The following is a 25,280-nucleotide window of genomic DNA, read 5'->3' on the forward strand; positions in this document are numbered from 1 at the left end:
ATGCTCGGATCAACGCCGAGGCGGGCTCACTGATTGACCGCCGGCGCGCGCCGGCGTGCGCGCTCGGCCGCCGGCTCCAAGGCGCGCCGGCGTGGACTGCGCAGCACGAAGCGATGCTGCTCCAACTGCCAGCCATCGGCGCTCGCGGTTAGCACCAGGCAGGAGGGACCGCCGGCGGTGCGCACGCGACCGGCAGCGCCGGGATTCAAGACCCAGGGCCGCGCCTCGCGATCATCGGCCAGCACATGGCTGTGGCCATAGCAGATGGCGCGCGCGTGCGGATAGCGCGCGCGCAGGCGCTCATGGCGCCGGGCCGCCGGCAGGCGATGACCGTGTACCAGCACCAGCTCACCGCCGGGCAGTGCCACATGGGCCTCCCAGGGGATGCTGAGCAGCAGCTCGCGCTGGTCCTCGGGCCATTTGCGCGCGACATCATTATTGCCCAACACCGCATAGACGCGCCCGCCGCGTGGCTGCAGTTGCGCCAGCACGTGGGCGTTGCCGATGTCGCCGGCATGCAAGGCACTGTCGCAATGCGTCACCAGCGCGGCAATCCGGGGATCCAGGTAGCCGTGGGTATCGGCCACCAGCGCAACGCGCACCGCACTCACGCGGCGACCTGGGACGGCTGACTAGGCGGCGGGCGCATCGGTCAGTTCATGGTCAGCACGAGCTTGCCGAGCGTGCCGCCGGCCTCGAGCCGACGGTGGGCGGCGGCCGCCTGTGCGAGCGGAAAGCGTTCGGCGACATGGATACGCAGCTCACCGGCGTCGATGTATTCGCCGCAGCGCCGCAGGATCTCGCCTTGGTGCGCGAGCGCGGCGGACAGGCCCTTGAGCTGGGGCGTGAGCATCAGCTCCAGGCTGATACGCAGATTGCGGTTGCGAATCTCCTTGAGATCCAGCTCCGGGCCCGGATCGAGGATGCTGACCAGATCGCCATAGACCGCCATCAACGGGATCGTCTCGCGGAACACCGCCGGCCCGACGGTATCCAGCGCGACATCCACACCCTCGCCCTGGGTCCAGTCCGCGAGCACGTCGCGCAGCGATTCCTCGCGGTAGTTGATGGCGTACTCGGCGCCGAGTTCGTGGACGAAGCTGGCCTTCTCGGCGCTGCTGATGGTGGTGGCAACGCGCGCGCCGGCGAGCCGGGCGAGCTGAATCGCCACATGACCGACGCCGCCGGCGCCGCCGTGGATCAGCACGCGCTGGCCTTCCCGCAGGCCGGCGCGGTCGAAGAGCGCCTCCCAGGCCGTGATCAGCACCAGCGGCGCGGCGGCGGCCTCGGCGAACTCCAGCGCGGCGGGCTTGGGCTGGGCGATGGTCTCATCGACCACGATGTACTCGGCATCATTGCCGTGCGGCCCGCCCAGACCACCGTGGCAGAACCAGACCGCATCGCCGGGTTGGAAGCGCGTCACGTCCGCGCCGACGGCCTCGATCACACCGGCGCCATCGCAGCCGAGCACGGCCGTGAGGGTGTCTGGGATCAGGGTGCCGCGCGAGCGAATCTTGGTATCCACTGGGTTCACCCCGGCCGCTTCCAAGCGCACCAACACCTCGGTGGCCGATTGGATCTCCGGGCGCGCTAGCTCGACCAGGGCCAAGACATCCGGCGTGCCCGGCTCACGCATCTGTATCGCCTTCATTGCCTCTCCTCGCGATTGACTCGGACGAACATTGTGCAGGATGACACAGGCGTGTGTTTCCCGCTCAAGCCGCCGTTAGGGTACTCGACGGCGTTGCTCGGTGCATGCTGCCGGCGCCGAATCCCGCATGTACACTACACTGACCGAGCGGATGAGGTGACGAGTAGAACGACATGCAAATCGAACACTGGCACGCTGACCACGATGGCCCCTTGAGCGAACTGGCCTTACGGCACAAGCTCGAACGGCGCGGTTATCGCGTCTCGCGCTTCGTGTACTCGCCCGGGATGTTCTTCCCCGCCCATGATCACGCCGAGGACAAGATCGATGCCGTGCTCTCGGGCCGCTTTCGCGTCACCATGCAAGGCTGGGAATCGGTGCTCGAGGCCGGCGACTTGGTGGTGGTGCCGAAACACGTCACCCACACGGCGGAGGTGGTCGGCGAAGAGCCCGTTGTCAGTCTCGACGGCGTTCGCTAGTTTGCATGACACACTGAGGAAGGATCTAGCCACCGATGCCAACCATCATGCTCGTCGACAACGGCTCCAGCCGGCCCGATGCGACCCTGGCACTGCGGGGCCTCAGCGATGCGCTCGCGCAGCGGCTCGGCCAGCCGGTGCATCCGGTCTCGCTGGCGCATTCCTCGAAGGTGCCGGCGCAGGCGCTCGATGGACGGCCCGCCGACACGCTCGAACCCTTTCTCCTGCGTCAAGCCGCTGCCGGCGCGCAGGACTTTCTCGCCGTGCCGCTGTTCTTCGGTCCGAGCCGGGCCCTGACGAGGCTGATTCCGCAGACGGTCGCCCGAGTCGCTGATGCTGGCCCGCAGGTTCGGGTCGAGGTCGCCGATGAACTCTGCCCGCTGCCACGCGGCGAGCCGCGCTTGGCGGCGATCCTCGATCGCTCGATTCGCACGGCGATGCGCTCCCTCGACACAGGAACGCGCATCCAGGCGCTCCTGGTCGATCATGGCTCGCCGATTCCGGCGGTGTCAGCGGTGCGCCACTGGCTGGCGGGTCGATTGAAGTGCCTCGCGCGCGGTGATTATCAGCTCGGCGAGGCGGCGATGGAGCGCCGCCCTGGGGCCGATTATGCGTTCAACGGTGCCTTGCTCGAAGAAGCGCTGGAGGCGATCGGCAAGGAGCAGGCGCAGGCTCAGGCTCAGGTGGTGATTGGGATGCAGTTCATCGGGCCTGGGCGCCATGCGGGCCGCCATGGTGATGTCGAGCAGATCTGTGCGCAGGCGCGGGCGCGATTTCCCGGTTTGGAGATCCGTATCTCGCCGCTCGTGGGGGAGGATGAGGCGCTGATCGATCTCTTGATCGAACGCGCCGAGCAGCGGTTGCAAGCGCGTGGCGGGGCGTCCCTGCTCCGCCATGGATAGCCGCAGGGGGCTAGTCCTGGGCGTTGATGGGGCGCAGGTGATTGATCTTGAAGGAATAGCGATCGTCTTTATCGCTTGGGTCCAGCCCCAGTGCGAGCATCTTCTGCTTCATCCAGGCCGGTAGCACACCGCGTGAATAGACGTTATTGGGATTGTCCGGATCAACGTAGAGGGTATAACGACCGGAGCCGGATTTCCCGGTTTTCTTGATCCCCGCACCGCGCCGGCGGCGTGGTGTGAGCTGATCGGCGATCTCGTCGACATCGTGACCGCGCTCATTGATCATGGCGTGGATCTCTTGCACCAGCTCGAGCTTTTCCGCTTCCCAACGTTCGTTGAGCGCCTGCTTGAGTTGTGCTTCTTTTTGTTTGGTTTGTTGAATCTGGCTTTGCAGCTCTTCAGCTGAAAGATGTTGATATTCCACTAATCGCCTCCGGGGCGGATGAATCTGAAACTACTAAGCCCAGCACGTGCGAAGCCCGTGCCGGGTGTGATGTAACCGAGTTGATCAGTCTGCGAGAATCGCCGGAACGTCGAACCTCGCTCGCCGAGCGCGAGCTTGCCGCAGACTTCGAATGGCGCAATGACCAGGGTGGTGAGCTAGGCCTGTTGCATGATAAATGCTGACGGATACCCTGTTCCGACAGTCCGTTCATGGTCACTGATCTTAATTTAAACAGAACCGAGAAAAAGTCAAGTAAAACCGGACAAGCAGATCCCTTTTTGCCTAACCGATCACGAGGACAAACCCTGATGCTGTTCTATCTCAAACTCTACCTACTGACCCTACCCGTTTTCTTTCTCATCGATCTGCTCTGGCTCGGCGTCGTCGCGCGCGGGATCTATCGCAATAATCTCGGGCATCTCCTCGCTGAGCGGGTGGATTGGGCTGCCGCCATCATCTTCTACCTGATCTATATCGCCGGCATCTTATTATTTGCCGTCGCCCCTGGATTGGCGGCCGACTCACTGCGCAAAACTGCCCTTTTGGCGGCAGGCTTCGGCTTTTTCACCTATGCCACTTATGAACTCACCAATCGCGCAACCCTGCCGAACTGGCCACTGAAGATCGTCCTGATCGACACCCTCTGGGGCGTGGTGCTCTGCACCCTGGTGGCCATAGCCGCCCACCTCATCGGCAAGCAGTTGCGCTAAGACAATTCAATCTCGCTGGAGCCGATAGCGGGTCCCGCAATAAGGACAAATGAGTTCACCACTGGGTTCCTCATCGATCGGCAAATAGACCCGAGGGTGCATGTTCCAGACCTCATCGCCGGGCAGCGGACAGCTCAGCGGGAGGTCTTTCAGGGTGACCAGGCGCGCGTTGGTATCCGCGGGCGGTGGCTTGACACCGGCGGTGTCGAGGGCAGGATCGACGATCTGTTCTTGCATTGAATCACTCTCTATTCAGCACCCTGGCTCAGAGGTAGGTGAGCCACTCGGTATGGGCGTCGCTATGGTCTTGCACAACGTCGAAATACATCGATTGCAGCTGCTCGGTGATAGGACCGCGGGTGCCGGAGCCGATCTCACGACCATCGACCGAGCGAATCGGCGTCACCTCGGCGGCGGTGCCGGTGAAGAAGGCCTCATCGGCGATATAGACCTCATCGCGCGTGATGCGCTTGGTCACCACCTCGAGCCCGACCTGAGCGGCGAGGGTCATGATGGTGCGTCGGGTAATGCCATCCAGCGCCGAGGTCAGCTCGGGCGTATAGAGCACCCCATCGCGCACCAGGAAGACGTTCTCGCCACTGCCCTCGGTCACATAGCCTTCGGCGTCGAGCAGCAAGGCCTCGTCATAGCCATCGCGGATGGCTTCCTGCAGGGCCATCATCGAGTTCATGTAATTGCCATTCGCCTTGGCCCGGCACATGGTGGCATTGACATGATGGCGCGTGAATGACGAGACGCGCACGCGAATGCCCTGCGTGATGGTCTCCTCGCCGAGGTACGAGCCCCAGTCCCAGGCGGCCACGATGCAGTGCACGCGCAGATTATCGGCGCGCAAGCCCATGCCCTCGGAACCATAGAAACACATTGGGCGGATATAGGCCGAGCGCAGGCCGTTTTCACGCACCGCCAGACATTGCGCCTCATCGAGGGTCGCGCGGTCATAAGGGATCGTCATGCCGAGGATGTGCGCGGAGTTGAACAGACGCTGCGTGTGATCCTGCAGCCGAAAGATCGCCGGACCGCGCGCGGTTTCATAGGCGCGCACACCCTCGAACACGCCCATCCCATAATGCAGGGTATGGGTGAGTACATGCACTTGGGCCTCACGCCAGGGCACAACCTTGCCGTCGTGCCAAATGAGACCATCACGATCGTGCATCGTCATTGTTGTGAAACTCCGCTTCCAAAGGCCCGCAGGGCGCAGGCGTGATGAGACCGCAGGTTGGCTGCGATCAGCTCTAGGGCTCGCGCTATGACGCCATCAACTGGTGCCAAATGGCGATCACGGCGGCCCGCTCCAGGCCGAGTCGAGCCTCCTCGACCAAACCGGCGGTATCCTGCAGCGCACGGCGATGATAGGCGGCGCGCAGGGCCTTGTAGGCCGAGGTCAAATCGGCGCCGACCGCGTCCGCCAAGAGGCCCAATCGGATCAGCGTCTCGAGCAACCGGATATTATCGGTCCAGCGCGTGAGATCAGGATGCTCACGGGCCCAGCGCAGAACCGCGTATTGGACCATAAATTCGATGTCGGCAATACCACCCGCGCCCTGTTTGAGATCAAACCAACCCGCGCGCGTCTTATCCAGATTGGCGCGCATCTTCGCGCGCATGCTGCGGACCTCCTCGCGTAGCGGCTCCGGTTCGCGCGCGCGCTGTAGGATCTCGGCGCGCACGCGCCCAAAGCGCTCGCCCAGGCGCGGATCGCCGGCGATGGGCCGCGCCCGCACCAGGGCTTGATGCTCCCAGGTCCAGGCGCTCTCGACCTGATAATCGGCAAAGGACGCCAACGAGCGCGCGATCCGGCCCTTATTGCCATCCGGGCGCAGGCGCATGTCGACCTCATAGAGCACGCCGGAATAAGTCGGCGTGGTCATCACATGGATCAGCCGCTGGCCAAGGCGCACATAGAACTGCTCGCTGGCCACCGGCCTGGGGCCCTCGGTCATGGTGCCAGCGCACGCCTCGTCGTAGACGAACACCAGATCGAGATCGGAGTTGTAGCCAAGCTCGATGCCGCCGACCTTGCCGTAACCGATGACGCTGAAGCCCGGCGCCGTGCGATCGGTCCCGGGCGGGCTGCCGTGGCGTTCGACTAAGTCGTGCCAGGCGATCTCCAGGCTGCGCGCGGTGGTGACCTCGGCGATCTCGGTGAGATAGTCACTCACCACCATCAGCGGGATGGCGCCGGTGACATCGGCCGCCGCGACGCGCAAGCGGTTGCCTTCGGCGAATTGTCGCAGGCGCTCCATGCGCTGCTCGAGATCGCTCGCCTCGACGCCGGAGAGCAGCTGATCGAGTTCCTGCTCGAGCGCGGCCCGATGCAGGGGCTCGAACAGCCGGCGGGGATCGAGCAACTCATCGAGCAGCAGCGGCTGGCGGGCGGTGCGCTCACCGAACCATGGGCTCTTGGCGCTGAGCCGCACCAGTTGATGCAGGGCATCGGGATGCTCGGCGAGCAGATCCAGATAGGCGGTGCGCCCCAGCACGGCCTCCAGCACCTTGAGCACGCGACCGAGCGTGAGGTCGGGCGCGCCACAGGCGGCGACTTCCTCGAGCAAGCGCGGCATGACCAGCCCCAAGCGGGCGAGTCCGCGGTTCGACAGGCCCCGGCGGTCGGCGGTCTCGTGGAAATCGAGGATCGCTCGCCAGGCCGACTCGGCCTCCTCGAAGCCGGCCGCTTCCAACAGCGTGAGCGCCTCGGCCTGTTCCGGCGCCCGCTCCCAGAGGCAAGCCACCGAGGTTGCGGTTCGCGGCGGCTCATCGGGGTCGGCGAAGACCTCATCGAAATGCCGTTGCACGCGCGCGCGATGCGCGTCGAGATCCGCCGCGAACGCATCCCACTCGGCATAGCCCATCGAGCGGGCCAAGCGCTCACGCGCCGGGGCGGCGCTCGGCAGCGAATGCGTCTGCTCGTCGCGCCAGGCCTGCAGGCGATTCTCGGTCAGGCGCAGGAAGCGATAGGCGGCGCTCAGCTCGGTCACCGTGTCGGGCTCCAGCAGGCCCTTGTCGCCGAGCAGGGCCAGCACCTGCTGGATGGGGCGCACCTGCAGCTCCGGCTCGCGGCCACCACGGATCAATTGAAACGATTGGCCGATGAACTCGATCTCGCGGATACCGCCAGGGCCGAGCTTGATATTGTCGGCCATGCCCTTGCGCCTGAGTTCGCGGTCGATCAGCCCCTTGAGATGGCGCAGCGAGGCGATGGCGCCGAAATCCAGATACCGGCGATAGACGAAGGGCCGCAACATCGCCTCGAGATCGGCCTGATCCTCGGGCGGTCCGGCCACGACCCGGGCCTTGGTCATCGCATAGCGCTCCCATTCACGCGCCTGCGAATGATAGTAGCCCTCCATCGCATCGAAGCTCATCGCCAGCGGGCCGGCATCGCCGAACGGCCGCAGCCGGGTATCGACGCGAAACACGAAGCCATCGACGGTCTTGGCGTTGAGTGCTTTGACCAGGCGCTGACAGAGGCGACCAAAGAACTGCTCGACGCTCAACTCGCGTGGACCCTCCGCCACCCGCCCGGCGCTCGGGAAGGCGAAGATCAGGTCGATATCCGAGGACAGGTTCAGCTCACGCGCGCCGAGCTTGCCCATGCCCAACACCAGCAGCGACTGTGGCCGCCCGTGGCCATCCTCGGGCATGCCCAGTTCGGCGCGCGTCCAGGGCTCGAGCAGGCGCAGACTCTCGCGGATGCAGCTATCGGCAAGCGCCGTCAGATCCTCGAGGGTCTCGTCCAGCGCCGCCCAGCCGGCCAGGTCACGAAAGACGATGCGCAGCATCTGTTGGCGCCGGAAGTGGCGCAGGATCTGCTGCAGCTGCGCTTCATCGGCGACCTCGGCGAGCGCCGCGCGCAGTCGTTCGCTCATCTGCTCGGCGCTGGAAGCGCGGCGCAGCGCCCCACTCTCGAGCAATTCGGCCAGGCTGTGCGGATGGCGGGCAGCGGTCAGGGCAACGAATTCACTGCCCTCCCAGACGCGTGCACGCGCCGCTGTGAAGGCCTGATCCCGAGGCACCTCGAGGCCCTGCTCCAGCGCCCAATCGCACCACTGTTGCCAATGGCTGTCGTTTGCGCTCTCTTGGATCTCTTGCATCAGTGCGGGCGAAGCGGGGTACAAGGTTCAGGATTCATGGTTGTTCGCGCTGCATGCGATCCAGCCGCCCTTGCGCAAGGCGCGCCTCGGTGGTCTGCGGGAAACGCCTCACCACTTCCTCGAGCACGCGGCGGGCCGCATCGAACTCATCCTGTTCATAGGACACATAGCCGAGCTTGAGCATCGCTGCCGGAACCTTGGGGCTCTGCGGATAGTCGGTGATCAACTGACTGAATGCGCGCTGCGCGGCCGGGTAATCCTGAGTCACATAACCGATTTCGCCCAGCCAATAGCGGCCGTTATCGGCGAATTGCCCCTGCGGATAGCGCTCGACCATGTCGCTGAAGGCGCTGCGGGCCGCCGCATAGTCGCGCGCCTTGAGCCGCTCGAAGGCCTCGCGATACTGCTCGCGCTCGCCCCCGCTGGAAGTCTCCGGCGCTGGCAGCCCGAGCAGGCCGGGGTCCACCGGGCGCACCCGCTCGCGCTCGGATGTCAACGCGGCTTGTCCAGGCAGGACAAAGGCAGGCTCATTCGGCCCGCCATCGGCGGCCGGGTCGAATGAGAGCGAGCTGGGGCTGGGTAAACGGCTGCTGTCGCGTTCGTCGGCGCCGAAGCGGCTTGACGCGGGCGCCCGGGACTCAGGCTGGGGCTCAGGCTGGGGCTCAAACTGGGGCTCAAACTGGGACTCAAACGACGCCCCCCCGATCCCTTCCCGTCGTAACAGATACTGCTGGGTCTCGACTTGGCCGCGCAGCTCCTGCACCTCCTGCTGGAGCTGCTGGAGCTGCAATAACAGCTCGGAGAGCGAGCGCTCGTTCAGCATCCGCTCGAGCCGGGACAGACGCGCCTCGACGGCGGGCTCGACGGCCAGCGCCGGATTCAGCGCCGTGGTCAGGATCATCAGCACCAGTGCTAGTGCCATCGACGCCAGGAAAGGACGAGATTGCCGCATCAGGGGCCGCCTCTCAGTAGACCAGCTCGACGCGGCGATTCTCGCGCCAAGCACTTTCAGTGCGCCCCGGATTGGCCGGGCGCTCCTCCCCATAACTGAGGCTGCTCAGCCGCTCGCCAGGGGCACCCTCGGCCATCAGAAAACGTCGCACCGCCTGGCTGCGTCGTTCCCCTAGGGCCAGGTTGTACTCGCGCGTGCCACGCTCATCGGTGTGGCCCTCGAGCCTGACCTCGGCCTCCGGGGTCTTGTAGAGGTAATCGGCATGCGCGCGCAGCAGATCGGCATATTGCGGCTGGATCGTCGTGGCGTCATAGTCGAAATAGATCACCTTCCGAAAGAGCGGACTCGCAGGATCATCGAGCGGCGAGCGCTCGCGCTCCTCGGCCGCGCCCGCCCAGGCGCCCGCGCCATCCCTGGAGGCATCCAAATCCTCGGCGCTCGGCGCCTCCGGCAGCGGTGGTCTCGACGTTGCACAGGCACTGAGCACCAAGCTCGCGGCGACGAGCAACAACGAAAGCGGTCGATCGATCATGCAGACCCTGCGATGGTAGTGGGAAGAGATTCAGGGTAACAGCGGCGACCAAGCCGGCTCGCGCACCTCGCCCGATTCCTGCGACAGGCGCTGACCCGAGCCGCCCGCGATGGGCGTCACTGACAACACGCCACGGCCATTGTTTTGGCTCGCATAAATTACCATGCTGCCGTTGGGCGCGAAACTCGGCGACTCATCGAGTGCGCCATTGCTCACCAATCGCCGCGAGCCGCCGCCGTTTGCATCGGTGACCAGGATCTGGAAGCGGCCATTGACCCGCGTCACCATCACCAATGACCGCCCATCCGGCGCGTAGCTGGCGGCGGCGTTGTAGTCGCCTTCGAAGGTCACCCGCTGCGCCGGCCCACCGCTCGCCGACACCCGATAGATCTGAGGTCGCCCGCCCCGATCCGAGGTAAAGACGATCTGGCGGCCATCCGGCGACCAGGCCGGTTCGGTATCGATCGCATAGTGATCGGTGAGCCGCGTCAATTGCTTGCTCGCCAGCTCCATCACATAGATGTCCGGATTGCCGTCTTTCGACAGGGTCATCGCCAGCCGACGCCCGTCCGGCGAGAACGCCGGCGAGCCATTGATCCCCTCGAAGCTGGCCACGCGCTCGCGCCGCCCGCTGGTCAGTTCCTGGATGAAGATGCTCGACTTGCTCCCCTCGAACGAGACATAGGCCAGCCGCTGTGCATCCGGCGACCAGGTCGGCGACATGATCGGATCGGCCGAATCGACGATGGTCTGCGGATTGTAGCCATCGGCATCCGACACCCGCAGCGCGACCCGCGAGTCGCTGCCGCGAGGGCCGGAGGTGACATAGGCGAGCCGGGTCGCAAAGACGCCCCGTTCGCCGGTCAAGGTCTCATAGATCTGATCGGCGATCCGGTGCGCGGCATGGCGCAGCCCACGCTCGCTCGCGCGCAGCGAATGGGAGGCGATCTCGTCGCCGCTGAAGACATCGAACAGGCTCCAGCGCAGGCTGTAGCCGCCGCCCTCGGCCGGGCTGATCTCACCGATCACCAGGTTGTTGATATCGAGCAATTGCCATTCGCGAAAATCGATCTCGTCCTGGCGATGCGGCATGTTCAGCATCTCGCGTCGGGGCAGCGAGCGGAAGCGACCACTGCGACTGAGATCGGCGCTGATGACGTTGGCCAGATCAACGCCAGGGCGCGCGCTCTCGCGCTCGCCAAAGGGCACCACCGCGATCGGTTGCGCGCCCTCGACGCCACCGGTCACCTCGATGGTGAGTTTGGCCTGAGCCTGGCCGATCGCCAGCATGAGAACACAGGCGAGCATCGGTATCAGCACATGGCTTGGGCGTTGCATCATATCGTCTCCCTCGGATTGCCGGCTCAAGGCCGAAAGATAAGATCGAAGTCGCGGAACAGCTCGAACTCATCGCCCTCTGGAACCGGCAACGGTGAGGCCTGATAGATGGCGGCGACCACGGATTGGTCGAACGCGGCCTTACCGCTACTCTCGACGACGCGAACGCTGCCGGCAATGACCGCACCGCCCGGCTCGAGCTGCAGATTCACCCTGGTTTCCAAATCCTGGCGCTGTCCCTGGGGTCGCACCCAGTATTGTCGCACTTGATTGGTGATCAGGGGCGCCCAGCGGTTCGTGATCTCCGCTGCCGAGGCGCCGCCCCGCCGGCCAGTCTCCCGATCATCGCCTTCCTCTCGCCGGATGGTTTCCTCCGCCTCCAGTGCCTCCCGCATCTCTCGCTCGCGCGCCTCGGCCTGTTCGGCCTCGCGCCGGCGTCGCAGTTCCTCGCGCTCGCGCTCTAGTTCGGCCTGGCGCTCGGCCTGGCGGCGGCGGGCCTCCTCCTCCGCTTGGCGCTGACGTTCTTGCTCAGCCTTGCGTTCGGCCTCACGCCGCGCGGCTTCCTCGGCCCGACGTTGGGCCTCCGCCTCCGCTTGGCGCTGGCGTTCCTGTTCAGCCTTACGTTCGGCTTCCCGGCGAGCCGCCTCTTCGGCTAGGCGCTGGCGCTCCTGCTCGGCCTGGCGCTCGGCCTCACGCCGCGCGGCCTCTTCAGCTAGACGTTGGCGTTCCTGCTCAGCCTGGCGTTCGGCCTCACGGCGAGCCGCCTCCTCCGCTTGGCGTTGGCGTTCTTGCTCAGCCTGGCGCTCGGCCTCACGGCGAGCCGCCTCTTCGGCTAGGCGCTGGCGCTCCTGTTCAGCCTGGCGTTCGGCCTCACGGCGGGCCTCCTCCTCCGCTTGGCGCTGGCGTTCCTGTTCAGCCTGGCGTTCGGCCTCACGGCGAGCCGCCTCTTCAGCTAGGCGCTGGCGCTCCCGTTCGGCCTGGCGCTCGGCCTCACGGCGCGCGGCTTCCTCGGCCTGGCGTTCGGCCTCTGCTTCGGCCCGACGCTGGGCCTCTGCTTCCGCGCGCCGCGCTCGCTCCGCCTCCAACCGGGCTGCCTCGGCGACGGCCTCGCGCAGGCGTTGCGTTTCCGATGACTCGGGTTCCGGCTCCGGCTCGGGCTCGGGCTCGGGCTCGGGTTCCGGCTCTGGTTTTGGGATCGGCTCTGGCAACGGCCTCGCTGCTTCAGCCGTGTCGGGGCTGCCGGCGCGCAAGTCGGCAATTTGCTCCGCGATCTCCGGTGATCGACCCATTTGCGCCTGGATCATCTGCTCAAAGGCACCGACGCGCTCGCTCCGCACCCGCCAATCGATGCCGACCACCATCAACACCAGTAGCACTAGGTGCAGCAGGATCGACCAGAGATAGGCGCGCGGGAAGCGCTGCAGGATCTCCCACATGACAGGCCGATCAGCGGCGCTCCTCGCCCACGCCGGACGCTGGTGGCCGGGTCACCAGGCCGACACTGGGGATGCCCGCGGCCTGCGCGGCGACCATGGCGTCGATCACAACACCGTAGTCAACCGTCGTGTCGGCGCGCACGACCACGGCGAGCCCCGAGTCGCGCGCGCGCGCCGCGCGCAGTTGTTCGTAGAGCCGTCGTTGATCGACCGGCAGCGGCTCGGCCTCGCCGAGATCGAGATAGGTGTCGCCAAAACGGTCGATATGGATGATCACCGGCGGCGCGCCCTCGCCGGCCTGTGGTTGCGCGTCGGCCGCGGGCAGATCCACCTTGACCCCCTGGGTGATCAAGGGCGCTGTCACCAAAAAGATGACCAACAGCACCAGCATCACGTCGATATAGGGGACGACGTTGATCTCGGCCATCGGCCGGCGACGCTGGCGACCGTTTCTCCTCGTCATGGTGCTGCTCGAGCGATCACGCGCAACTTCGGGACTCAGCCCCGGCCTTGCCGTTGCAGGAGGATCGAGAACTCTTCCATGAACTCCTCGTAGCGGCTATGCAGACGCTCGACCTGACTCACATAGCGGTTGTAGGCGACCACCGCGGGGATCGCCGCGAGCAGGCCGACGGCGGTCGTGATCAGGGCCTCGGACATCCCCGGCCCCACCAGGGCAAGGGTGTTCTGCTGCATGTTGCCGAGCGCCTGGAAGGCATTCATGGTGCCCCAGACCGTGCCGAAGAGACCAAGGTAGGGGCTGGTGGAGCCGACCGTGGCGAGGAACGGAAGGTTGGACTCGAGCCGATCCATCTCCCTGCTCAGGGCCACCCGCATCGCGCGCTCGGCGCCTTGGATCAGGCCCGCGCTATCGTCCGGCCTGACCTTGCGCAGGCGCACGTACTCCTTGAAGCCGTTGCGGAAGATCCCCGGCAGGCCGTTCAAGCGCGCGTCATCCTGGCCGAGTTCACGGTAGAGCGCGCTGAGGTCGCCACCGGACCAGAACTGTTGTTCGAAGGTATCGGCGCGCGCGCGCGCCCGACGGAGCACCCGCGCGCGGTCGAAGATCGCGGCCCAGGACAGGACCGAGGCGAACACCAGCACCAGCAGCACCAGCTTGACGACCAGCCCCGCTTGCGCGACCAGATCGATCAGTGACAGTTCAGAGCCCATGGGTGATGTCTCCGTTGGCGCCGCCTCTGTCGGTGGACGGAGCGAGCGCGTTCAGCACGGCCTCCGGGATGCGGGTTGGACGTAAGTGATCGGCGTCAAGACAGGCGATATTGACCTGCGCCCGGCAGCAGACATGATCGTCGCGGGCAGCAAGGATCCGCTGCTCGAAATCGATGCTCGCGCGCCGCTGCGCGGTCAGCCTCAGCGTCACCCGCAGCGCTTGATCCAGAGCAGCCGGACGCACGAAATCCAGGGACATCTTGCGGACCGCGAAGAGGATACCCTGCTCAGCGCGCAGCCGCGCCTGCTCGAAGCCGAGCGCGCGCAGCCATTCGGTGCGCGCGCGCTCGAGAAAGTGCAGATAGCGCGCGTGATAGACGACGCCGCCGGCATCGGTATCTTCGTAGTAGATGCGCACGGGCCATTCAAAGACCGGGGCCTGCGGGGACATGGCAGTGGATCGAGGCACAGCGATTGTGGGTTGGACACCAGCATCGGCGCGCGGATGTGCGCCAGCACAGCCGACGATTCTACCTGGATCAGGCGCGAACGCCATGGCCCGCGCGAGGCCCACGCAATCACAGGCGGCTGCAGCTGGGACGGTAACGCGCTTGGTGAGTTCCCGTGGTACCTAATGCATGCATGCGCCCCGGCCCGGAGCTGGTCCCCGGAACGGAACCCGCTGCCTATTCCGCCGGGTGCGACGGGCTTGGCTCCAATTCAGGCAGGTCGGGCTGTGGTGGCAACAGGCCGAAGTGCTGATAGGCGGTGTTGGTCGCCATGCGCCCGCGCGGGGTGCGCATCAGATAGCCCTGCTGGATCAGGAACGGCTCGAGCACATCCTCGATGGTGCCCCGCTCCTCGCCGATCGCGGCGGCCAGGCTCTCGACCCCGACCGGCCCACCATCGAACTTCTCGATCACCGCGCTCAGCAGCCGCCGGTCCATGTGATCGAAGCCGCGCGCATCGACCTTGAGCATCGCCAGCGCCTGGTCGGCGACCGCGCGGCTGATCTTGCCATCGGCGCGCACCTGGGCGAAGTCGCGCACCCGGCGCAACAGCCGATTGGCGATCCGCGGGGTGCCGCGCGAGCGGCGCGCGATCTCGGCGGCACCCTCGGCATCGGTCTCGATCGCCAGGATCTCGGCCGAGCGGCGCACGATGCACGCCAGGTCTTCGTCGGAATAATATTCGAGCCGCTGCACGATGCCGAAGCGATCGCGCAGCGGCGAGGTGAGCAAGCCGGCGCGGGTGGTCGCCCCGACCAGCGTGAACGGCGGTAGATCGAGCTTGATCGAGCGCGCCGCCGGTCCATCGCCGATCATGATGTCGAGCTGGAAGTCCTCCATCGCCGGATAGAGCACCTCCTCGACCACCGGGCTGAGGCGATGGATCTCGTCGACGAAGAGCACATCGCCGGACTCGAGGTTGGTCAGCAGTGCGGCGAGATCGCCGGGCTTCTCCAGCACCGGCCCCGAGGTCTGGCGCAGGTTGACCTGCATCTCGTGCGCGATGATGTGCGAGAGGGTGGTCTTGCCGAGCCCCGGCGGGCCGAAGATCAGGGTGTGATCCAGCGCCTCGCCGCGACCGCGTGCGGCGCCGATGAAGATCTCCATCTGCTCGCAGACCGCCGGCTGGCCGACATAGTCGGCGAGTCGGCGCGGGCGGATGGCGCGATCAATGGCACCATCATCGCTGGCCGCCGCAGGACTGATAACACGCTCGGGCTCGGTCACTGTCAATGTGCTGGACGGGGTTGGTGATTGCGGCTGACCGCAGACCATAGCACAGGCCGGTGGGGCTTTGGCCGCACGCTCAGCTTGGTGTGACGGACTTGAGTGCCGCGCGGATGATCTCCTCCGATGTCTTCGCCCCATCATCCGCTGCGCGCGCCATGCGGTTCGCATCCGGCGGCTTATAGCCGAGCGCGATCAGCGCGCCGATGGCATCGGTGAGCGGATCATCCGGCGCCGTCATCGGCATCGCCGTGGCCGCCGCTGGCGCCCCGGCACTCGGCGCGGGCGGGTCACCGAGTTCGGCGATGCGGTCCTTCATCTCCATCACCAACCGCTGCGCAGTCTTCTTGCCGATGCCGGGTAGCCGGCTCAGCATCGCGAGATCCTCTTGCTCGACGCATTGGGCGAAGCGCGCCGCGTCCATCCCGGAGAGGATCGCCAGCGCCATCTTCGCGCCGACGCCGGTCACACGCAGCAAGGCGCGAAACAGGGCGCGATCGTGCTCGCTGCGAAACCCATAGAGCACATGCGCGTCATCGCGGATCAGCAGATGGGTCACCAGCGTCACCGATTCACCGACCGCCGGCAGATCGTAGAAGGTCGACATCGGCGCCTCGACCTCGTAGCCCACGCCGCCACAGTCGATCAGCACCTGTGGTGGATGTTTGGCGATGATCTCGCCGCGCAGGCGCCCGATCATGGCCGGAAATCGCGCCAGCTCGCCGCCGCCCGCTTGCGCTGCGGGATGCCCATCGAATGGGCATGGCAGAGCGCGATGGCGAGCGCATCGGCCTCGTCCTCGCCCGGTTGATCGCTGAGCGACAAGAGCACACGCACCATCTGTTGGACCTGGAATTTCTCCGCGTTACCGGTGCCGACCACCGCGAGTTTGACCGATTTGGGGCTGTATTCGTGCACCACCACCCCGCCCTTGAGGCCGGCGCAGAGCACCGCGCCGCGCGCCTGACCGATCTTCAGCGCGGCGGTCGCATCGCGGGCGAAGATCAACTGCTCGACCGCCATCTCGTGCGGGCGATGCTCGGCAACCACCGCCGCGACCTGATCGAAGATCAAGCCCAATCGATCCGGCCAGGCATGCTGCCCGACCCGCACGCAGCCGCGCGCGATGCAGATGCTGCGCTGGCCATCGGTATCGATCACGCCATAGCCGGTGTTGCGCGAGCCGGGATCGATGCCGAGCACGCGATGGCGAAGCGGCGGCTGTGACATGGGGATGGCCCGCTGCTGCTCAGTTGTCGAGCGCGGCCATGATCTCGTCGGGAATGTCGGCGTTGTTGTAGACCTCTTGCACGTCGTCGAGATCTTCGAGCGCATCGACCATCTTCAGCAGCTTCTCGGCGCCCTCGGCGTCGAGTTCGACCTGGGTCGCGGCGTTGAAGCTGACCTCGGAGACACTGGTATCGAAGCCGCCGGCGGCCAGTGCGTCACAGACCGCACTGAACTCCTCCGGAGCGGTGATCACATCGAGCGAGCCATCATCGTTGACCACCACATCCTCGGCGCCCGCCTCGAGCGCGGCCTCCATCACCGCGTCTTCATCGGTGCCGGGCTGAAAGCTGACCACGCCCTGCTTCGCGAACAGGTATGCCACCGAGCCATCGGTGCCCAGGTTGCCGCCATACTTGCTGAATGCATGGCGCACCTCGGAGGCGGTGCGGTTGCGATTGTCGGTCATGCAATCGACCATCACCGCGACACCGCCGGGCGCATAGCCTTCGTAGCGGATCTCCTCGTAGTTGTCGCCATCATCGGCGCCGGCGCCGCGCTTGATCGCCCGCTCGACGGTATCGCGTGGCATATTGGCGCCAAAGGCCTTGTCCATCGCCAGACGCAGGCGTGGATTCGAGCCAGGGTCGGCGCCGCCTTCGCGGGCCGCGACCGTGACCTCACGGATCAGCTTGGTCCAGATCTTGCCGCGCTTCTTGTCCTGCGCAGCCTTGCGGTGCTTGATGTTGGCCCATTTACTATGACCGGCCATGTGACGCCCTCGATTCTTGGTCCCACGACAGGGTGGGACCATTAGCTACTATGGAATAGCTCGCCAGTCTATCATCGGCCGCAAGGCCACGGCAGCTAGGATGAGCGCATGCGGTTCCTTTACCCGATACCGATGATGCCGCAGAATCAATGTGCCAAAGCCTTGCCCCAACCCGCTACCGGAAGCGCCCGAGGAAGCCCTCATCGTGTCTCAAGAAATGATCTTCGAGCATCCGCTGAACGAACGCATCCGCACCTTTCTGCGGCTCGAGCATCTGTTCGAGAAGGTCGACTACTTCGTTGCTCAATCAGCGCATTGGAGTACCCGCGCCGCCCTGGACGGACTGCTCGATATCGTCACGATCACCGCCCGCGCCGATATCAAGACCGAGCTGCTCAAGGAGATCGATCGCAACCTCTCGACGCTCGCGCGGGTCCGCCATCAGCCGGGCGTCGATCAAAGCGCGCTGAAAGAGGTCGTCGATGGTCTGGAGCAGGCCGCCGCCAGTATCCACGACATTCCCGGGCAGATCGGCAGCAAAGCGCGCGATGATGATTTCCTCAAGGCGATCGCCCAGCGCAACAGCATCCCGGGCGGCGCCTGCAGCTTCGATGTGCCGCTCTATCATCACTTCCTGACCCAGCCGATCGAGCAGCGCCGCGCGCGCATGGCTGGCTGGACCGATGAGATCCAGCCCGTCAGCGAGGCCATCCGGCTCGTGCTGTCGCTGGCCCGCACCAGCGCCACCCCGAGACAACTGATCGCGCCCGAAGGCTTTTTTCAGGAGGCGCTGGACCTTCAGGTTCCGGCCCAACTGATCCGGGTCGGCATCGGGCTGGAGTGGGCCGTCTATCCCGAGATCAGCGGCCACAAAAACCGCTTCAGTCTGCGCTTCATGGAGGCGAGCACGGCCGGGCGGCCGGTGCAGTCGTCCGAGGACGTGCCCTTCAAGCTGACCTGCTGCGTGTTCTGAGACTCAGTTGATCAGGTGATCGATCAGCCTGAATCCGGCCAGGTAGGTGCCCGCCGCCGAGCCCAGGGTGCTGAAGATGAAGACCAGCAGCACGCGCGAGACCCGATTCCGCCACCAGCCGCGCAGGCTGGTGACATCGTCGCGGAGGCTGCCGAAGTCACCGACGGCGGGGCGCCGCAGCGAGAGTTCGATGGCCCCGGTGACCATGCCAGCGCCGATGGTGGGATTGAGCGAGGTCAAAGGCGCCGCGCAGAAGGCGCCCAGCACCGTGAGCGGATGCGCGCCGGCGAGCGCGGCACCCAATGCCGAGAGGCCGCCGTTGATCAGCACCCAATCGGCGACCATGTGCCAGCCGAGTTCGGCGCTGCGGGCGAAGCCATAGGCGAAGACGGTCAGGATCACCACCGCCAGGAGCCAAGGGAAGACGCGCCAGAAGCGCGACGGCGGCGGCACCCGATCGAGCGCGGCGATGATCTCGGCTGGCGCCGCCGGCTCATGCGCGAGCTGCTCCGAGAGCCCCTTCAAGTGCCCGGCGCCGACCACGGCGAGGATGCGCTGGTATCCGTGTTGCTCCGCCTCTTGCCGCAAGCGGGCCGCCATGTAGCGGTCGCGCTCGGCGATCAGCGGCGCGAACAGGCGCGCGCGATCCTGCGCGAACTCGGCGAAGGCGGTTTCGAGGATGTCCCCTTGCTTGAGCTGTTCGACCTCGTCCTCGGTGACCTGCTCGCGCGTGAGCAGCCCGACGAACAGGCCGCTGAAGAGGTTCAGGCGCTGCCAGAAGCCAAGCGCGTGCGCGGCCCGGCGCAGGGTGATGCCGATCTCGCGGTCGATCAGCAGCACCGGGACTCCACGCGCCTCGGCCAGACGCAGGGCCATGCGCTGCTCGCCCCCGGGCTCGATCCCGAACTGGTCCGCGATGCGTTGTTGATAGGCGCCCAAGGCCAGACTCGCGGCGACCATGTAGGCCCGTTTCTGACGGATGACCGCGAACAGATCGAGGCCCGCGAGTGCGTCGGGGTTCGTCAGCGAGTCGGCGCGGCTTCGACAGAGTTCAACCGCAACGGCATCAAGCTCAAGCCCCTCGTCGCCAAGCAGTTCGGCGACCTTATCAGTGCTCGCCCGCGAGACATGGGCGGTCCCCAGCAAGGTCAGCTGCGTGGACCCGATCTGGGTGTTGCGGATCGGTTCTTCGGGCGTTTCACTGCTCACGGATACAAGGTCGGGGGCTGCAGCACATTGAAGATGCATGATATACCGGGCGTGGGCGGCCTGTCGTCATCGGTGATCCACAGCAGCCAGACAGCCACTGGCTCGACTGGCACCAGCCCCTGGGCTTCGCCTATGATCCCCGACCTGATCCAATCCAATCGTCGTTCGATAAGTGACTGGCTGGCTATTATGCCGAGGAGCCCCGTGACCGATCAGCTACTCGCTCTTCTATTGGTGTTCCTGCTTGGCTGGTTCTGGCTCGATGCCTCACGCGCGCGCGAAATGGCGGTCGGTCTCGCGCAGAGAGCCTGCCAGGAGCGGGATGTGCAACTGCTCGACCAAGCGGTTGCACTGCACCGGCTAGGGCTGCGCTGGCGCCCCCAAGGACTGCGCATTCGCCGTGTCTATCGGTTTGAGTTCAGCGAGGAAGGGATTGGGCGACGCACCGGATACCTAGTGCTGCTCGGACTCCATCTGGTCGATCTAAGCCTCGGGCTTCCCAAAGCCAGTGATGACGCTTGAGCCAGCGGGTCGAGCCAATCGGCCCAGCTAACAGGCCCCAAGCCTTAGCTCCAGCTCCGCCGCTATTTGACCACGCGCAGCGCCGGTCGCTTGACCTTCTCATCCGATCCATCGGAGGAGCCTGTGCCCGCGTCGGCCTCGCCGGTCTCTTTCGCCTCATCTTCGGCGGACGCTGGGTCACTGCCGTCTTCATCGGCGAAGAGCATGCCCTGACCATTCTCGCGTGCATAGATGCCGACGACCGCAGCAATCGGCAGCTCGACCGGAAACGGACGACCGCCAAAACGGGCCGAGAAGAGGATGGCCTCGTTACCAAGCACCAGACCTTGGACGGCACTCGCGGCCACATTCAGCACGATCCGCCCGTCAGCGACATAGTCGCGCGGAACAATCACATCCGGCTGTTCCGTATCCACCAGCAGATGTGGCGTCATTTCATTATCAGCGATCCACTCATAGAAGGCGCGGATCAAGTAGGGTCGATTCGACGTCATCGGCTGCTCCGAGAGTCTAGGCCAGATCGGTAACCATTTCGCGCTCCGCCTCAGTCAGGCTGAGGCGGAACGATGGCCATTCAAACATACGCGCGGCATACCCGGTAACGGGACTTGCCGCTACGGGGAGTTCGAGTTCGAGGATCGGCAAGCGCCACAGCAGCGGCGCGACGCAACAATCGACGAGCGAGAACTCATCGCTCATGAAGAAGCGGTTAGCCGCAAAGATCGGTGCAACCGCCACTAGGCTCTCAACCAATTCTTGACGTGCCTGACGCGCTGTTGCTGCATCCGCGGTGCGGATAATACGCATCCGATCGTACCAATCACGATCGATGCGATGGATGAACAAGCGAGCATTCGCTCGCCCCACCGGGTCAACCGGGAGCAATGGCGGGTGTGGGAAACGCTCGTCCAGATACTCCATGACGATCAGGGATTCGTACAGCCTCAAGTCACGATCGACCAGGGTCGGAACCGTGCCATAGGGATTGAAATCCATCAGCTCCGCCGGAAAAGCCCGTGCATCGACATCAACGATCTCAATGTTGATGCGCTTCTCGGCGATCACCATCCGAACGCGGTGACAATAAGGGCAGGTGGAATCAGAAAAGAGCGTCATGGTCGATCGTCTGTTGCCAGCCACTGGGCGCTATTTCCTGACGAGGAGCTTACCACCGCGCAACGGGGAACGCTGAGGTAGGCTACAAATGGTGATGGGAAGATCCCAAGGACAGGGGCCCACTCTCCCCGGAGCCTGGCACCAATACGGAAGCATACACCGAATTCCGTCTCTCGGGGTCAACAGGAAGCCCGCTCGACGCCCTTCAGCCCGATCCCAACGCAAAAGCGGTCGGCAACGTTTAGCTGCCGACCGCTAATCTTGGCCCAATACTAACAGTCGGCAGGGAGATGAATCCTGCCGACACTGTGCCGGTCAGTGGATATCCTTCCAGAACTCGCGCTTCATATAGAAGGCTAGGATGAACATCAGACCCAGGAACAGGAGCACATAGAGCCCGAGCTGGCGACGCTCGAGCTTATAGGGCTCGCCGACATAGGTCAGAAAGTTGGTCAGATCCCGAACCATCACATCGTACTCGGTCGGGGTCAGCTGGCCGGGCTCGACCAGTTTCACGTCGATCACATGCCCGCCGTCTTCCTCGCCATGACCACCCGCATAAACCGGTGCCTGAACGCCCTGTAGATGGGCGAACGGATGCGGCATGCCAACATCCGGGAAGACCAGATTGTTGACCCCGTAGGGACGGCTGTCATCGACGTAGTAGGACTTCAGGTAGCTGTAGACCCAATCCGGCGAGCGCCAACGGGTGACGAGCGTCAGATCCGGGATCTCGGTGCCGAACCAGGCCTCGCCATCGGCGGGCTTGAGCGCAGTGGTCATCATATCGGTCGGCGCGGCATCGCCGAACAGCAGATTCTCGCGCAGTTCGTCCTCGGGGATACCCAGATCCTGGGCCATGCGCTTATAGCGCATGTACTTCAGCGAATGACAGCCCTGACAGTAATTGACATAGTACTTGGCGCCACGCTGCAGGGAGGCCTGATCCTTGAGATCAATATTGGCATCCTCGAGCTTTGGGCCATGACCGCCAGCGGCCATCACCGCCAACGGGGTCAACAAGAGGGCGAGTGCAAGGATTGCGTGTTTCATGACGTCACCCTCTCCGGAACTGGCTTCGTCTTTTCAAGCTTGGTGTAGATCGGCATCAACAGGAAGAAGGCGAAGTACACCACGGTGAAGATCTGCGCAAGCAGGGTGTAGAGATCGGTGGAGGGCATCAGTCCAAGATAGGCCAGCACCACGAACGAGACGGCGAAGGCACCCAGGAAGAAACGCGAGAGCACACCCTTGTAGCGCATCGAGCGCACCGGGCTGCGATCGAGCCAGGGCAGCAAGAACATGATCAGGATCGCACCGAACATCACCACCACGCCCGGGAACTGCGAGCCCCCGATCGGCGGCACAGCGCGCAACATCGCGTAATAAGGCGTGAAGTACCACACCGGCGCGATATGCTCGGGCGTCTTCAGCGGATCGGCCGGCTGGAAGTTCGGCGCTTCGAGGAACAGTCCGCCGAGGTCTGGAGCATAGAACACGACCGCCGAGAAGATCGCCAGGAAGATGATGAGGCCGGTGATGTCCTTGACCGTGTAGTACGGATGGAACGGGATGCCATCGGCAGGCTGATTCGGATCCCACTGGTTACCCTTCGGCCCCTTCTTGATCTCGATGCCATCCGGATTGGTCGACCCCACCCGATGCAGGGCGACGATGTGGACGAACACCAGCCCCACGAGCAGGAACGGAATCACGAAGTGGAAGGCGAAGAACCGGTTGAGCGTGACGTCGGAGATGACGTAGTCACCACGCACCCAGGTCGAGAGATCGGCACCCACCTCGGGCACGGCGGCGAAGAGGTTGACGATGACCTGCGCGCCCCAGTACGACATCTGTCCCCAAGGCAGCAGATAGCCGAAGAAGGCGGTCGCCATCATCGCCAGATAGATCACCACGCCGATGATCCAGAGCAGCTCGCGCGGATTCTTGTACGAGCCCCACATCAACCCGCGGAACATGTGCAGGTAGACGAGGATGAAGAAGAACGAGGCGCCGGTGGAGTGGATATAGCGCAGCAGCCAACCCCAGTTGACATCGCGCATGATGTACTCGACCGAGGCGAAGGCCTCAGCAGCCGATGGCTTATAGGCCATCGCCAACCACAGACCACTGACGATCTGGATGATCAGCACCACTAGGGCCAGCGAGCCGAAAATCGACCAGAGCCCCATGTTTTTCGGTGCATAGTACTCGGCCAGATGCGCATTCCAGACATGCATCACCGGAAAACGCTTATCCAGCCAACCGAGAAACCCTCTCGGCGCTGTTTCTACCGTCTCAACGCTCATCAGGCGGCTCCTTCTTCATCCTCACCGATGAGGATGGTGGATTCGTTCAAATACGTATGTTTCGGGATGACGAGATTCGTCGGTGCCGGAACCCCCTTGTAGACTCGACCCGCCAGGTCGAACTTCGACCCGTGGCAAGGGCAGAACCATCCACCCTTCCAGTCAGGACCGAGATCATCCGGCGCCACCTCGGGGCGATAGGTCGGCGAGCAGCCCAGGTGGGTGCAGATGCCGATCGCCACGAAATAGCGTGGATTGATGGCGCGCTCCGGATTCTGGCAGTACTCGGGCTGCTGCGTGGCCACCTCCGAGCCCGGATCGACCAATTTGGGTTCCAGTGTTGGCAGCGACTCGAGCATTTCGTCGGTGCGATGCACCACCCAGATTGGCTGCCCGCGGAACTTCACGCGCAGCAGCGCGCCGGGTTCCAGCTTACTCACGTTGGCCTCGACCGGAGCGCCGGCGGCTCGCGCCCTTGCGCTCGGATTCATGGAGGCGATGAAAGGGACGGCCACAAAGCCGACGCCGACAGCACCGACTGCGCTCGTTGCGGCGATGAGGATGCGCCTGCGACCCTTATCCGTGCCTTGTTCGTTCATGCGTTTGTCGACCCCTCGCTAGGCTCGATGAACGACCTCCCGCGAGACGAGACGGTCGAACACTCTGATGATGAAAATAAGAATATCGCTAAGCTTTGCATAACCGACCGCACATTCTCCATGAAGCGGCCAACCCAGGTCAAGAAAGCCCCCGACTGATCAGGGTTTTACAACGCCTATAACCAAGTTCGCATTAGAGCCGAGTGCTCGGCGATGAACCACGACAAAGGTCAAAAAACCAGCGCTTAGCATGGGTTTGTCGCTGGATCTTAAGACATGCTCGGGCATTATGACCGTTAGACAGGGTTCTCGACCTCGATATACTGGTGTTCAAGGCCGAAATGAGCGGCTAGGTGCGTACCTAGGGCCTGAACCCCATAGCGCTCGGTCGCGTGATGACCGGCGGCAAGGTAGTCGATGCCCAACTCGCGGGCGAGATGCACGGTCTGCTCCGATATCTCACCGCTGAGGTAACAATCGACCCCCAACTCTGCGGCTCGCTCGATCGCGGCCTGCGCAGCGCCGGTACACCAGGCGAGACGCCTCAGGGGACGGTTGACCACGGTGACGTGCAAAGGTTCGCGTCCCAGAGCACGCGTGACGCGCTCGGCAAACGCCACGCCTGGTAGCGGTTCAGCAAGATTGCCACACCAAAGGAGATCGTCCACGCCGGCACTCGGACGCGCATCCAGCAGCCCGAGCAGGTCCGCCAGTTGGCGATTATTGCCGAATTCTGGATGCGCATCCAAGGGCAGATGATAGGCAAACAGGCTCAGCCCAGCGCGCATCAGCGCTCTGAACCTGCGCCCTTTGAGCCCAGTCAACGCGGCGGCCTCGGACTTCCAGAAAAACCCGTGATGCACTAGGAGCGCGTCAGCCTCGGCCTCAATCGCTGCATCGATCAAGCGCTGACTCGCGGTCACCCCCGTCACCAGACGGCGCAGCGGGCGGTCGCCTTCAATCTGCAACCCATTAGGGCAATAGTCGGTAAAACGCTCGACACCCAGGAGAAGGTTGCAGTAGTCAGCGAGTTCGACGGCGGAGGTCATTCAGGTCACCCAAGGCCTCGGATAAAAGGGAT

General features: G+C 64.6%; 29 protein-coding genes. 5 read left to right on the forward strand and 24 right to left on the reverse strand.

The features are described from left to right. Positions 1-26 precede the first annotated feature (26 nt). Together CCR82_RS16285 and CCR82_RS16290 are read right to left on the reverse strand one after the other, a co-directional pair. Positions 27-611: a metallophosphoesterase family protein gene (locus CCR82_RS16285; protein WP_201246866.1), complete on the reverse strand. Its 585-nt coding sequence runs from the start codon at positions 609-611 to the stop codon at positions 27-29. Positions 612-652: 41 nt separating this feature from the next. Then, positions 653-1,651 (reverse strand): zinc-binding dehydrogenase, encoded by a 999-nt coding sequence (locus CCR82_RS16290; protein ID WP_201246867.1) that lies wholly within the window; start codon positions 1,649-1,651, stop codon positions 653-655. 173 nt (positions 1,652-1,824) lie between these two features. On the opposite strand from CCR82_RS16290, the gene CCR82_RS16295 reads away from it, so the two are divergent. Both CCR82_RS16295 and CCR82_RS16300 read left to right on the forward strand, forming a co-directional pair. Next, the gene (locus tag CCR82_RS16295; protein ID WP_201246868.1) at positions 1,825-2,130 is read left to right on the forward strand and encodes a cupin domain-containing protein; all 306 of its coding nucleotides are present in this window, start codon (positions 1,825-1,827) and stop codon (positions 2,128-2,130) included. A gap of 35 nt (positions 2,131-2,165) precedes the next feature. After that, a complete protein-coding gene (locus CCR82_RS16300; protein ID WP_201246869.1) occupies positions 2,166-3,032 on the forward strand; it encodes a sirohydrochlorin chelatase in 867 nt (288 codons plus the stop codon). A 10-nt stretch (positions 3,033-3,042) separates the two neighbouring features. On the opposite strand, the gene CCR82_RS16305 is transcribed toward CCR82_RS16300, so the two are convergent. Further along, positions 3,043-3,456: an H-NS family nucleoid-associated regulatory protein gene (locus CCR82_RS16305; protein WP_201246870.1), complete on the reverse strand. Its 414-nt coding sequence runs from the start codon at positions 3,454-3,456 to the stop codon at positions 3,043-3,045. A 329-nt stretch (positions 3,457-3,785) separates the two neighbouring features. On the opposite strand from CCR82_RS16305, the gene CCR82_RS16310 reads away from it, so the two are divergent. Beyond that, on the forward strand, positions 3,786-4,187 hold the full coding sequence (locus tag CCR82_RS16310) for a DUF2177 family protein (protein WP_201246871.1): 402 nt from the start codon (positions 3,786-3,788) through the stop codon (positions 4,185-4,187). A 6-nt stretch (positions 4,188-4,193) separates the two neighbouring features. Here CCR82_RS16310 and CCR82_RS16315 read toward each other — a convergent pair whose 3' ends face one another. The 14 genes from CCR82_RS16315 to CCR82_RS16380 all read right to left on the reverse strand — a co-directional run bounded on the left by CCR82_RS16315 (position 4,194) and on the right by CCR82_RS16380 (position 17,471). Next, positions 4,194-4,424 (reverse strand): zinc-finger domain-containing protein, encoded by a 231-nt coding sequence (locus CCR82_RS16315; RefSeq protein WP_201246872.1) that lies wholly within the window; start codon positions 4,422-4,424, stop codon positions 4,194-4,196. Positions 4,425-4,452: 28 nt separating this feature from the next. Next, the gene (locus CCR82_RS16320; RefSeq protein WP_201246873.1) at positions 4,453-5,373 is read right to left on the reverse strand and encodes a branched-chain amino acid transaminase; all 921 of its coding nucleotides are present in this window, start codon (positions 5,371-5,373) and stop codon (positions 4,453-4,455) included. 85 nt (positions 5,374-5,458) lie between these two features. Then, positions 5,459-8,305, reverse strand: a complete 2,847-nt coding sequence (gene glnE, locus CCR82_RS16325) for a bifunctional [glutamate--ammonia ligase]-adenylyl-L-tyrosine phosphorylase/[glutamate--ammonia-ligase] adenylyltransferase (protein ID WP_201246874.1) — start codon at positions 8,303-8,305, stop codon at positions 5,459-5,461. 34 nt (positions 8,306-8,339) lie between these two features. Then, positions 8,340-9,257: a tol-pal system protein YbgF gene (ybgF, locus tag CCR82_RS16330; RefSeq protein WP_201246875.1), complete on the reverse strand. Its 918-nt coding sequence runs from the start codon at positions 9,255-9,257 to the stop codon at positions 8,340-8,342. Positions 9,258-9,270: 13 nt separating this feature from the next. Next, positions 9,271-9,789 (reverse strand): peptidoglycan-associated lipoprotein Pal, encoded by a 519-nt coding sequence (gene pal / locus CCR82_RS16335; protein WP_201246876.1) that lies wholly within the window; start codon positions 9,787-9,789, stop codon positions 9,271-9,273. Positions 9,790-9,819: 30 nt separating this feature from the next. Next, entirely contained in the window at positions 9,820-11,127 is a 1,308-nt protein-coding gene (gene tolB, locus CCR82_RS16340; RefSeq protein ID WP_201246904.1) for a Tol-Pal system beta propeller repeat protein TolB, read from the reverse strand. Positions 11,128-11,153: 26 nt separating this feature from the next. Continuing rightward, positions 11,154-12,563 (reverse strand): cell envelope integrity protein TolA, encoded by a 1,410-nt coding sequence (gene tolA, locus CCR82_RS16345; RefSeq protein WP_201246877.1) that lies wholly within the window; start codon positions 12,561-12,563, stop codon positions 11,154-11,156. Between the two features lie 10 nt (positions 12,564-12,573). Continuing rightward, the gene (gene tolR, locus CCR82_RS16350; RefSeq protein WP_201246878.1) at positions 12,574-13,026 is read right to left on the reverse strand and encodes a protein TolR; all 453 of its coding nucleotides are present in this window, start codon (positions 13,024-13,026) and stop codon (positions 12,574-12,576) included. A gap of 35 nt (positions 13,027-13,061) precedes the next feature. Beyond that, positions 13,062-13,736, reverse strand: coding sequence for a protein TolQ (gene tolQ / locus CCR82_RS16355; RefSeq protein ID WP_201246879.1), 675 nt, complete (start codon positions 13,734-13,736; stop codon positions 13,062-13,064). Then, entirely contained in the window at positions 13,726-14,187 is a 462-nt protein-coding gene (gene ybgC, locus CCR82_RS16360; protein ID WP_201246880.1) for a tol-pal system-associated acyl-CoA thioesterase, read from the reverse strand. The genes tolQ and ybgC overlap by 11 nt, the downstream gene beginning before the upstream one ends. A gap of 235 nt (positions 14,188-14,422) precedes the next feature. Continuing rightward, complete coding sequence (gene ruvB, locus CCR82_RS16365; RefSeq protein WP_201246881.1) at positions 14,423-15,472, reverse strand: Holliday junction branch migration DNA helicase RuvB; 1,050 nt, start codon at positions 15,470-15,472, stop codon at positions 14,423-14,425. A 79-nt stretch (positions 15,473-15,551) separates the two neighbouring features. After that, on the reverse strand, positions 15,552-16,172 hold the full coding sequence (ruvA, locus tag CCR82_RS16370) for a Holliday junction branch migration protein RuvA (protein WP_201246882.1): 621 nt from the start codon (positions 16,170-16,172) through the stop codon (positions 15,552-15,554). Next, complete coding sequence (ruvC, locus tag CCR82_RS16375) at positions 16,169-16,702, reverse strand: crossover junction endodeoxyribonuclease RuvC (protein ID WP_201246883.1); 534 nt, start codon at positions 16,700-16,702, stop codon at positions 16,169-16,171. The genes ruvA and ruvC overlap by 4 nt, the downstream gene beginning before the upstream one ends. A 19-nt stretch (positions 16,703-16,721) precedes the next feature. Beyond that, positions 16,722-17,471: a YebC/PmpR family DNA-binding transcriptional regulator gene (locus CCR82_RS16380; RefSeq protein WP_201246884.1), complete on the reverse strand. Its 750-nt coding sequence runs from the start codon at positions 17,469-17,471 to the stop codon at positions 16,722-16,724. A gap of 205 nt (positions 17,472-17,676) precedes the next feature. Between CCR82_RS16380 and zapD the strand changes: the two genes are divergently transcribed. Then, positions 17,677-18,444: a cell division protein ZapD gene (gene zapD / locus CCR82_RS16385; RefSeq protein ID WP_201246885.1), complete on the forward strand. Its 768-nt coding sequence runs from the start codon at positions 17,677-17,679 to the stop codon at positions 18,442-18,444. Between the two features lie 3 nt (positions 18,445-18,447). Here the strand turns inward: zapD and CCR82_RS16390 are convergent, their stop codons facing one another. Beyond that, on the reverse strand, positions 18,448-19,653 hold the full coding sequence (locus CCR82_RS16390) for a TraB/GumN family protein (protein WP_338073196.1): 1,206 nt from the start codon (positions 19,651-19,653) through the stop codon (positions 18,448-18,450). A gap of 204 nt (positions 19,654-19,857) precedes the next feature. On the opposite strand from CCR82_RS16390, the gene CCR82_RS16395 reads away from it, so the two are divergent. Then, positions 19,858-20,175, forward strand: coding sequence for a DUF3301 domain-containing protein (locus CCR82_RS16395; protein ID WP_338073197.1), 318 nt, complete (start codon positions 19,858-19,860; stop codon positions 20,173-20,175). A 62-nt stretch (positions 20,176-20,237) separates the two neighbouring features. Here CCR82_RS16395 and CCR82_RS16400 read toward each other — a convergent pair whose 3' ends face one another. The 6 genes from CCR82_RS16400 to CCR82_RS16425 all read right to left on the reverse strand — a co-directional run bounded on the left by CCR82_RS16400 (position 20,238) and on the right by CCR82_RS16425 (position 25,248). After that, positions 20,238-20,669 (reverse strand): ClpXP protease specificity-enhancing factor, encoded by a 432-nt coding sequence (locus tag CCR82_RS16400; RefSeq protein WP_201246888.1) that lies wholly within the window; start codon positions 20,667-20,669, stop codon positions 20,238-20,240. Positions 20,670-20,685: 16 nt separating this feature from the next. Then, entirely contained in the window at positions 20,686-21,291 is a 606-nt protein-coding gene (locus CCR82_RS16405) for a glutathione S-transferase N-terminal domain-containing protein (RefSeq protein WP_201246889.1), read from the reverse strand. 315 nt (positions 21,292-21,606) lie between these two features. After that, positions 21,607-22,344, reverse strand: coding sequence for a cytochrome c1 (locus CCR82_RS16410; RefSeq protein WP_201246890.1), 738 nt, complete (start codon positions 22,342-22,344; stop codon positions 21,607-21,609). Next, on the reverse strand, positions 22,341-23,600 hold the full coding sequence (locus tag CCR82_RS16415; RefSeq protein ID WP_201246891.1) for a cytochrome b: 1,260 nt from the start codon (positions 23,598-23,600) through the stop codon (positions 22,341-22,343). Before CCR82_RS16415 ends, CCR82_RS16410 begins: the two co-directional genes overlap by 4 nt. Continuing rightward, the gene (gene petA / locus CCR82_RS16420) at positions 23,600-24,199 is read right to left on the reverse strand and encodes a ubiquinol-cytochrome c reductase iron-sulfur subunit (RefSeq protein ID WP_201246892.1); all 600 of its coding nucleotides are present in this window, start codon (positions 24,197-24,199) and stop codon (positions 23,600-23,602) included. The genes CCR82_RS16415 and petA overlap by 1 nt, the downstream gene beginning before the upstream one ends. A gap of 296 nt (positions 24,200-24,495) precedes the next feature. Continuing rightward, on the reverse strand, positions 24,496-25,248 hold the full coding sequence (locus CCR82_RS16425) for a Nif3-like dinuclear metal center hexameric protein (RefSeq protein WP_201246893.1): 753 nt from the start codon (positions 25,246-25,248) through the stop codon (positions 24,496-24,498). Positions 25,249-25,280 lie beyond the last annotated feature (32 nt).

The sequence above is a fragment of the Halochromatium salexigens genome (assembly GCF_016653295.1).
GTDB lineage: Bacteria > Pseudomonadota > Gammaproteobacteria > Chromatiales > Chromatiaceae > Lamprobacter > Lamprobacter salexigens.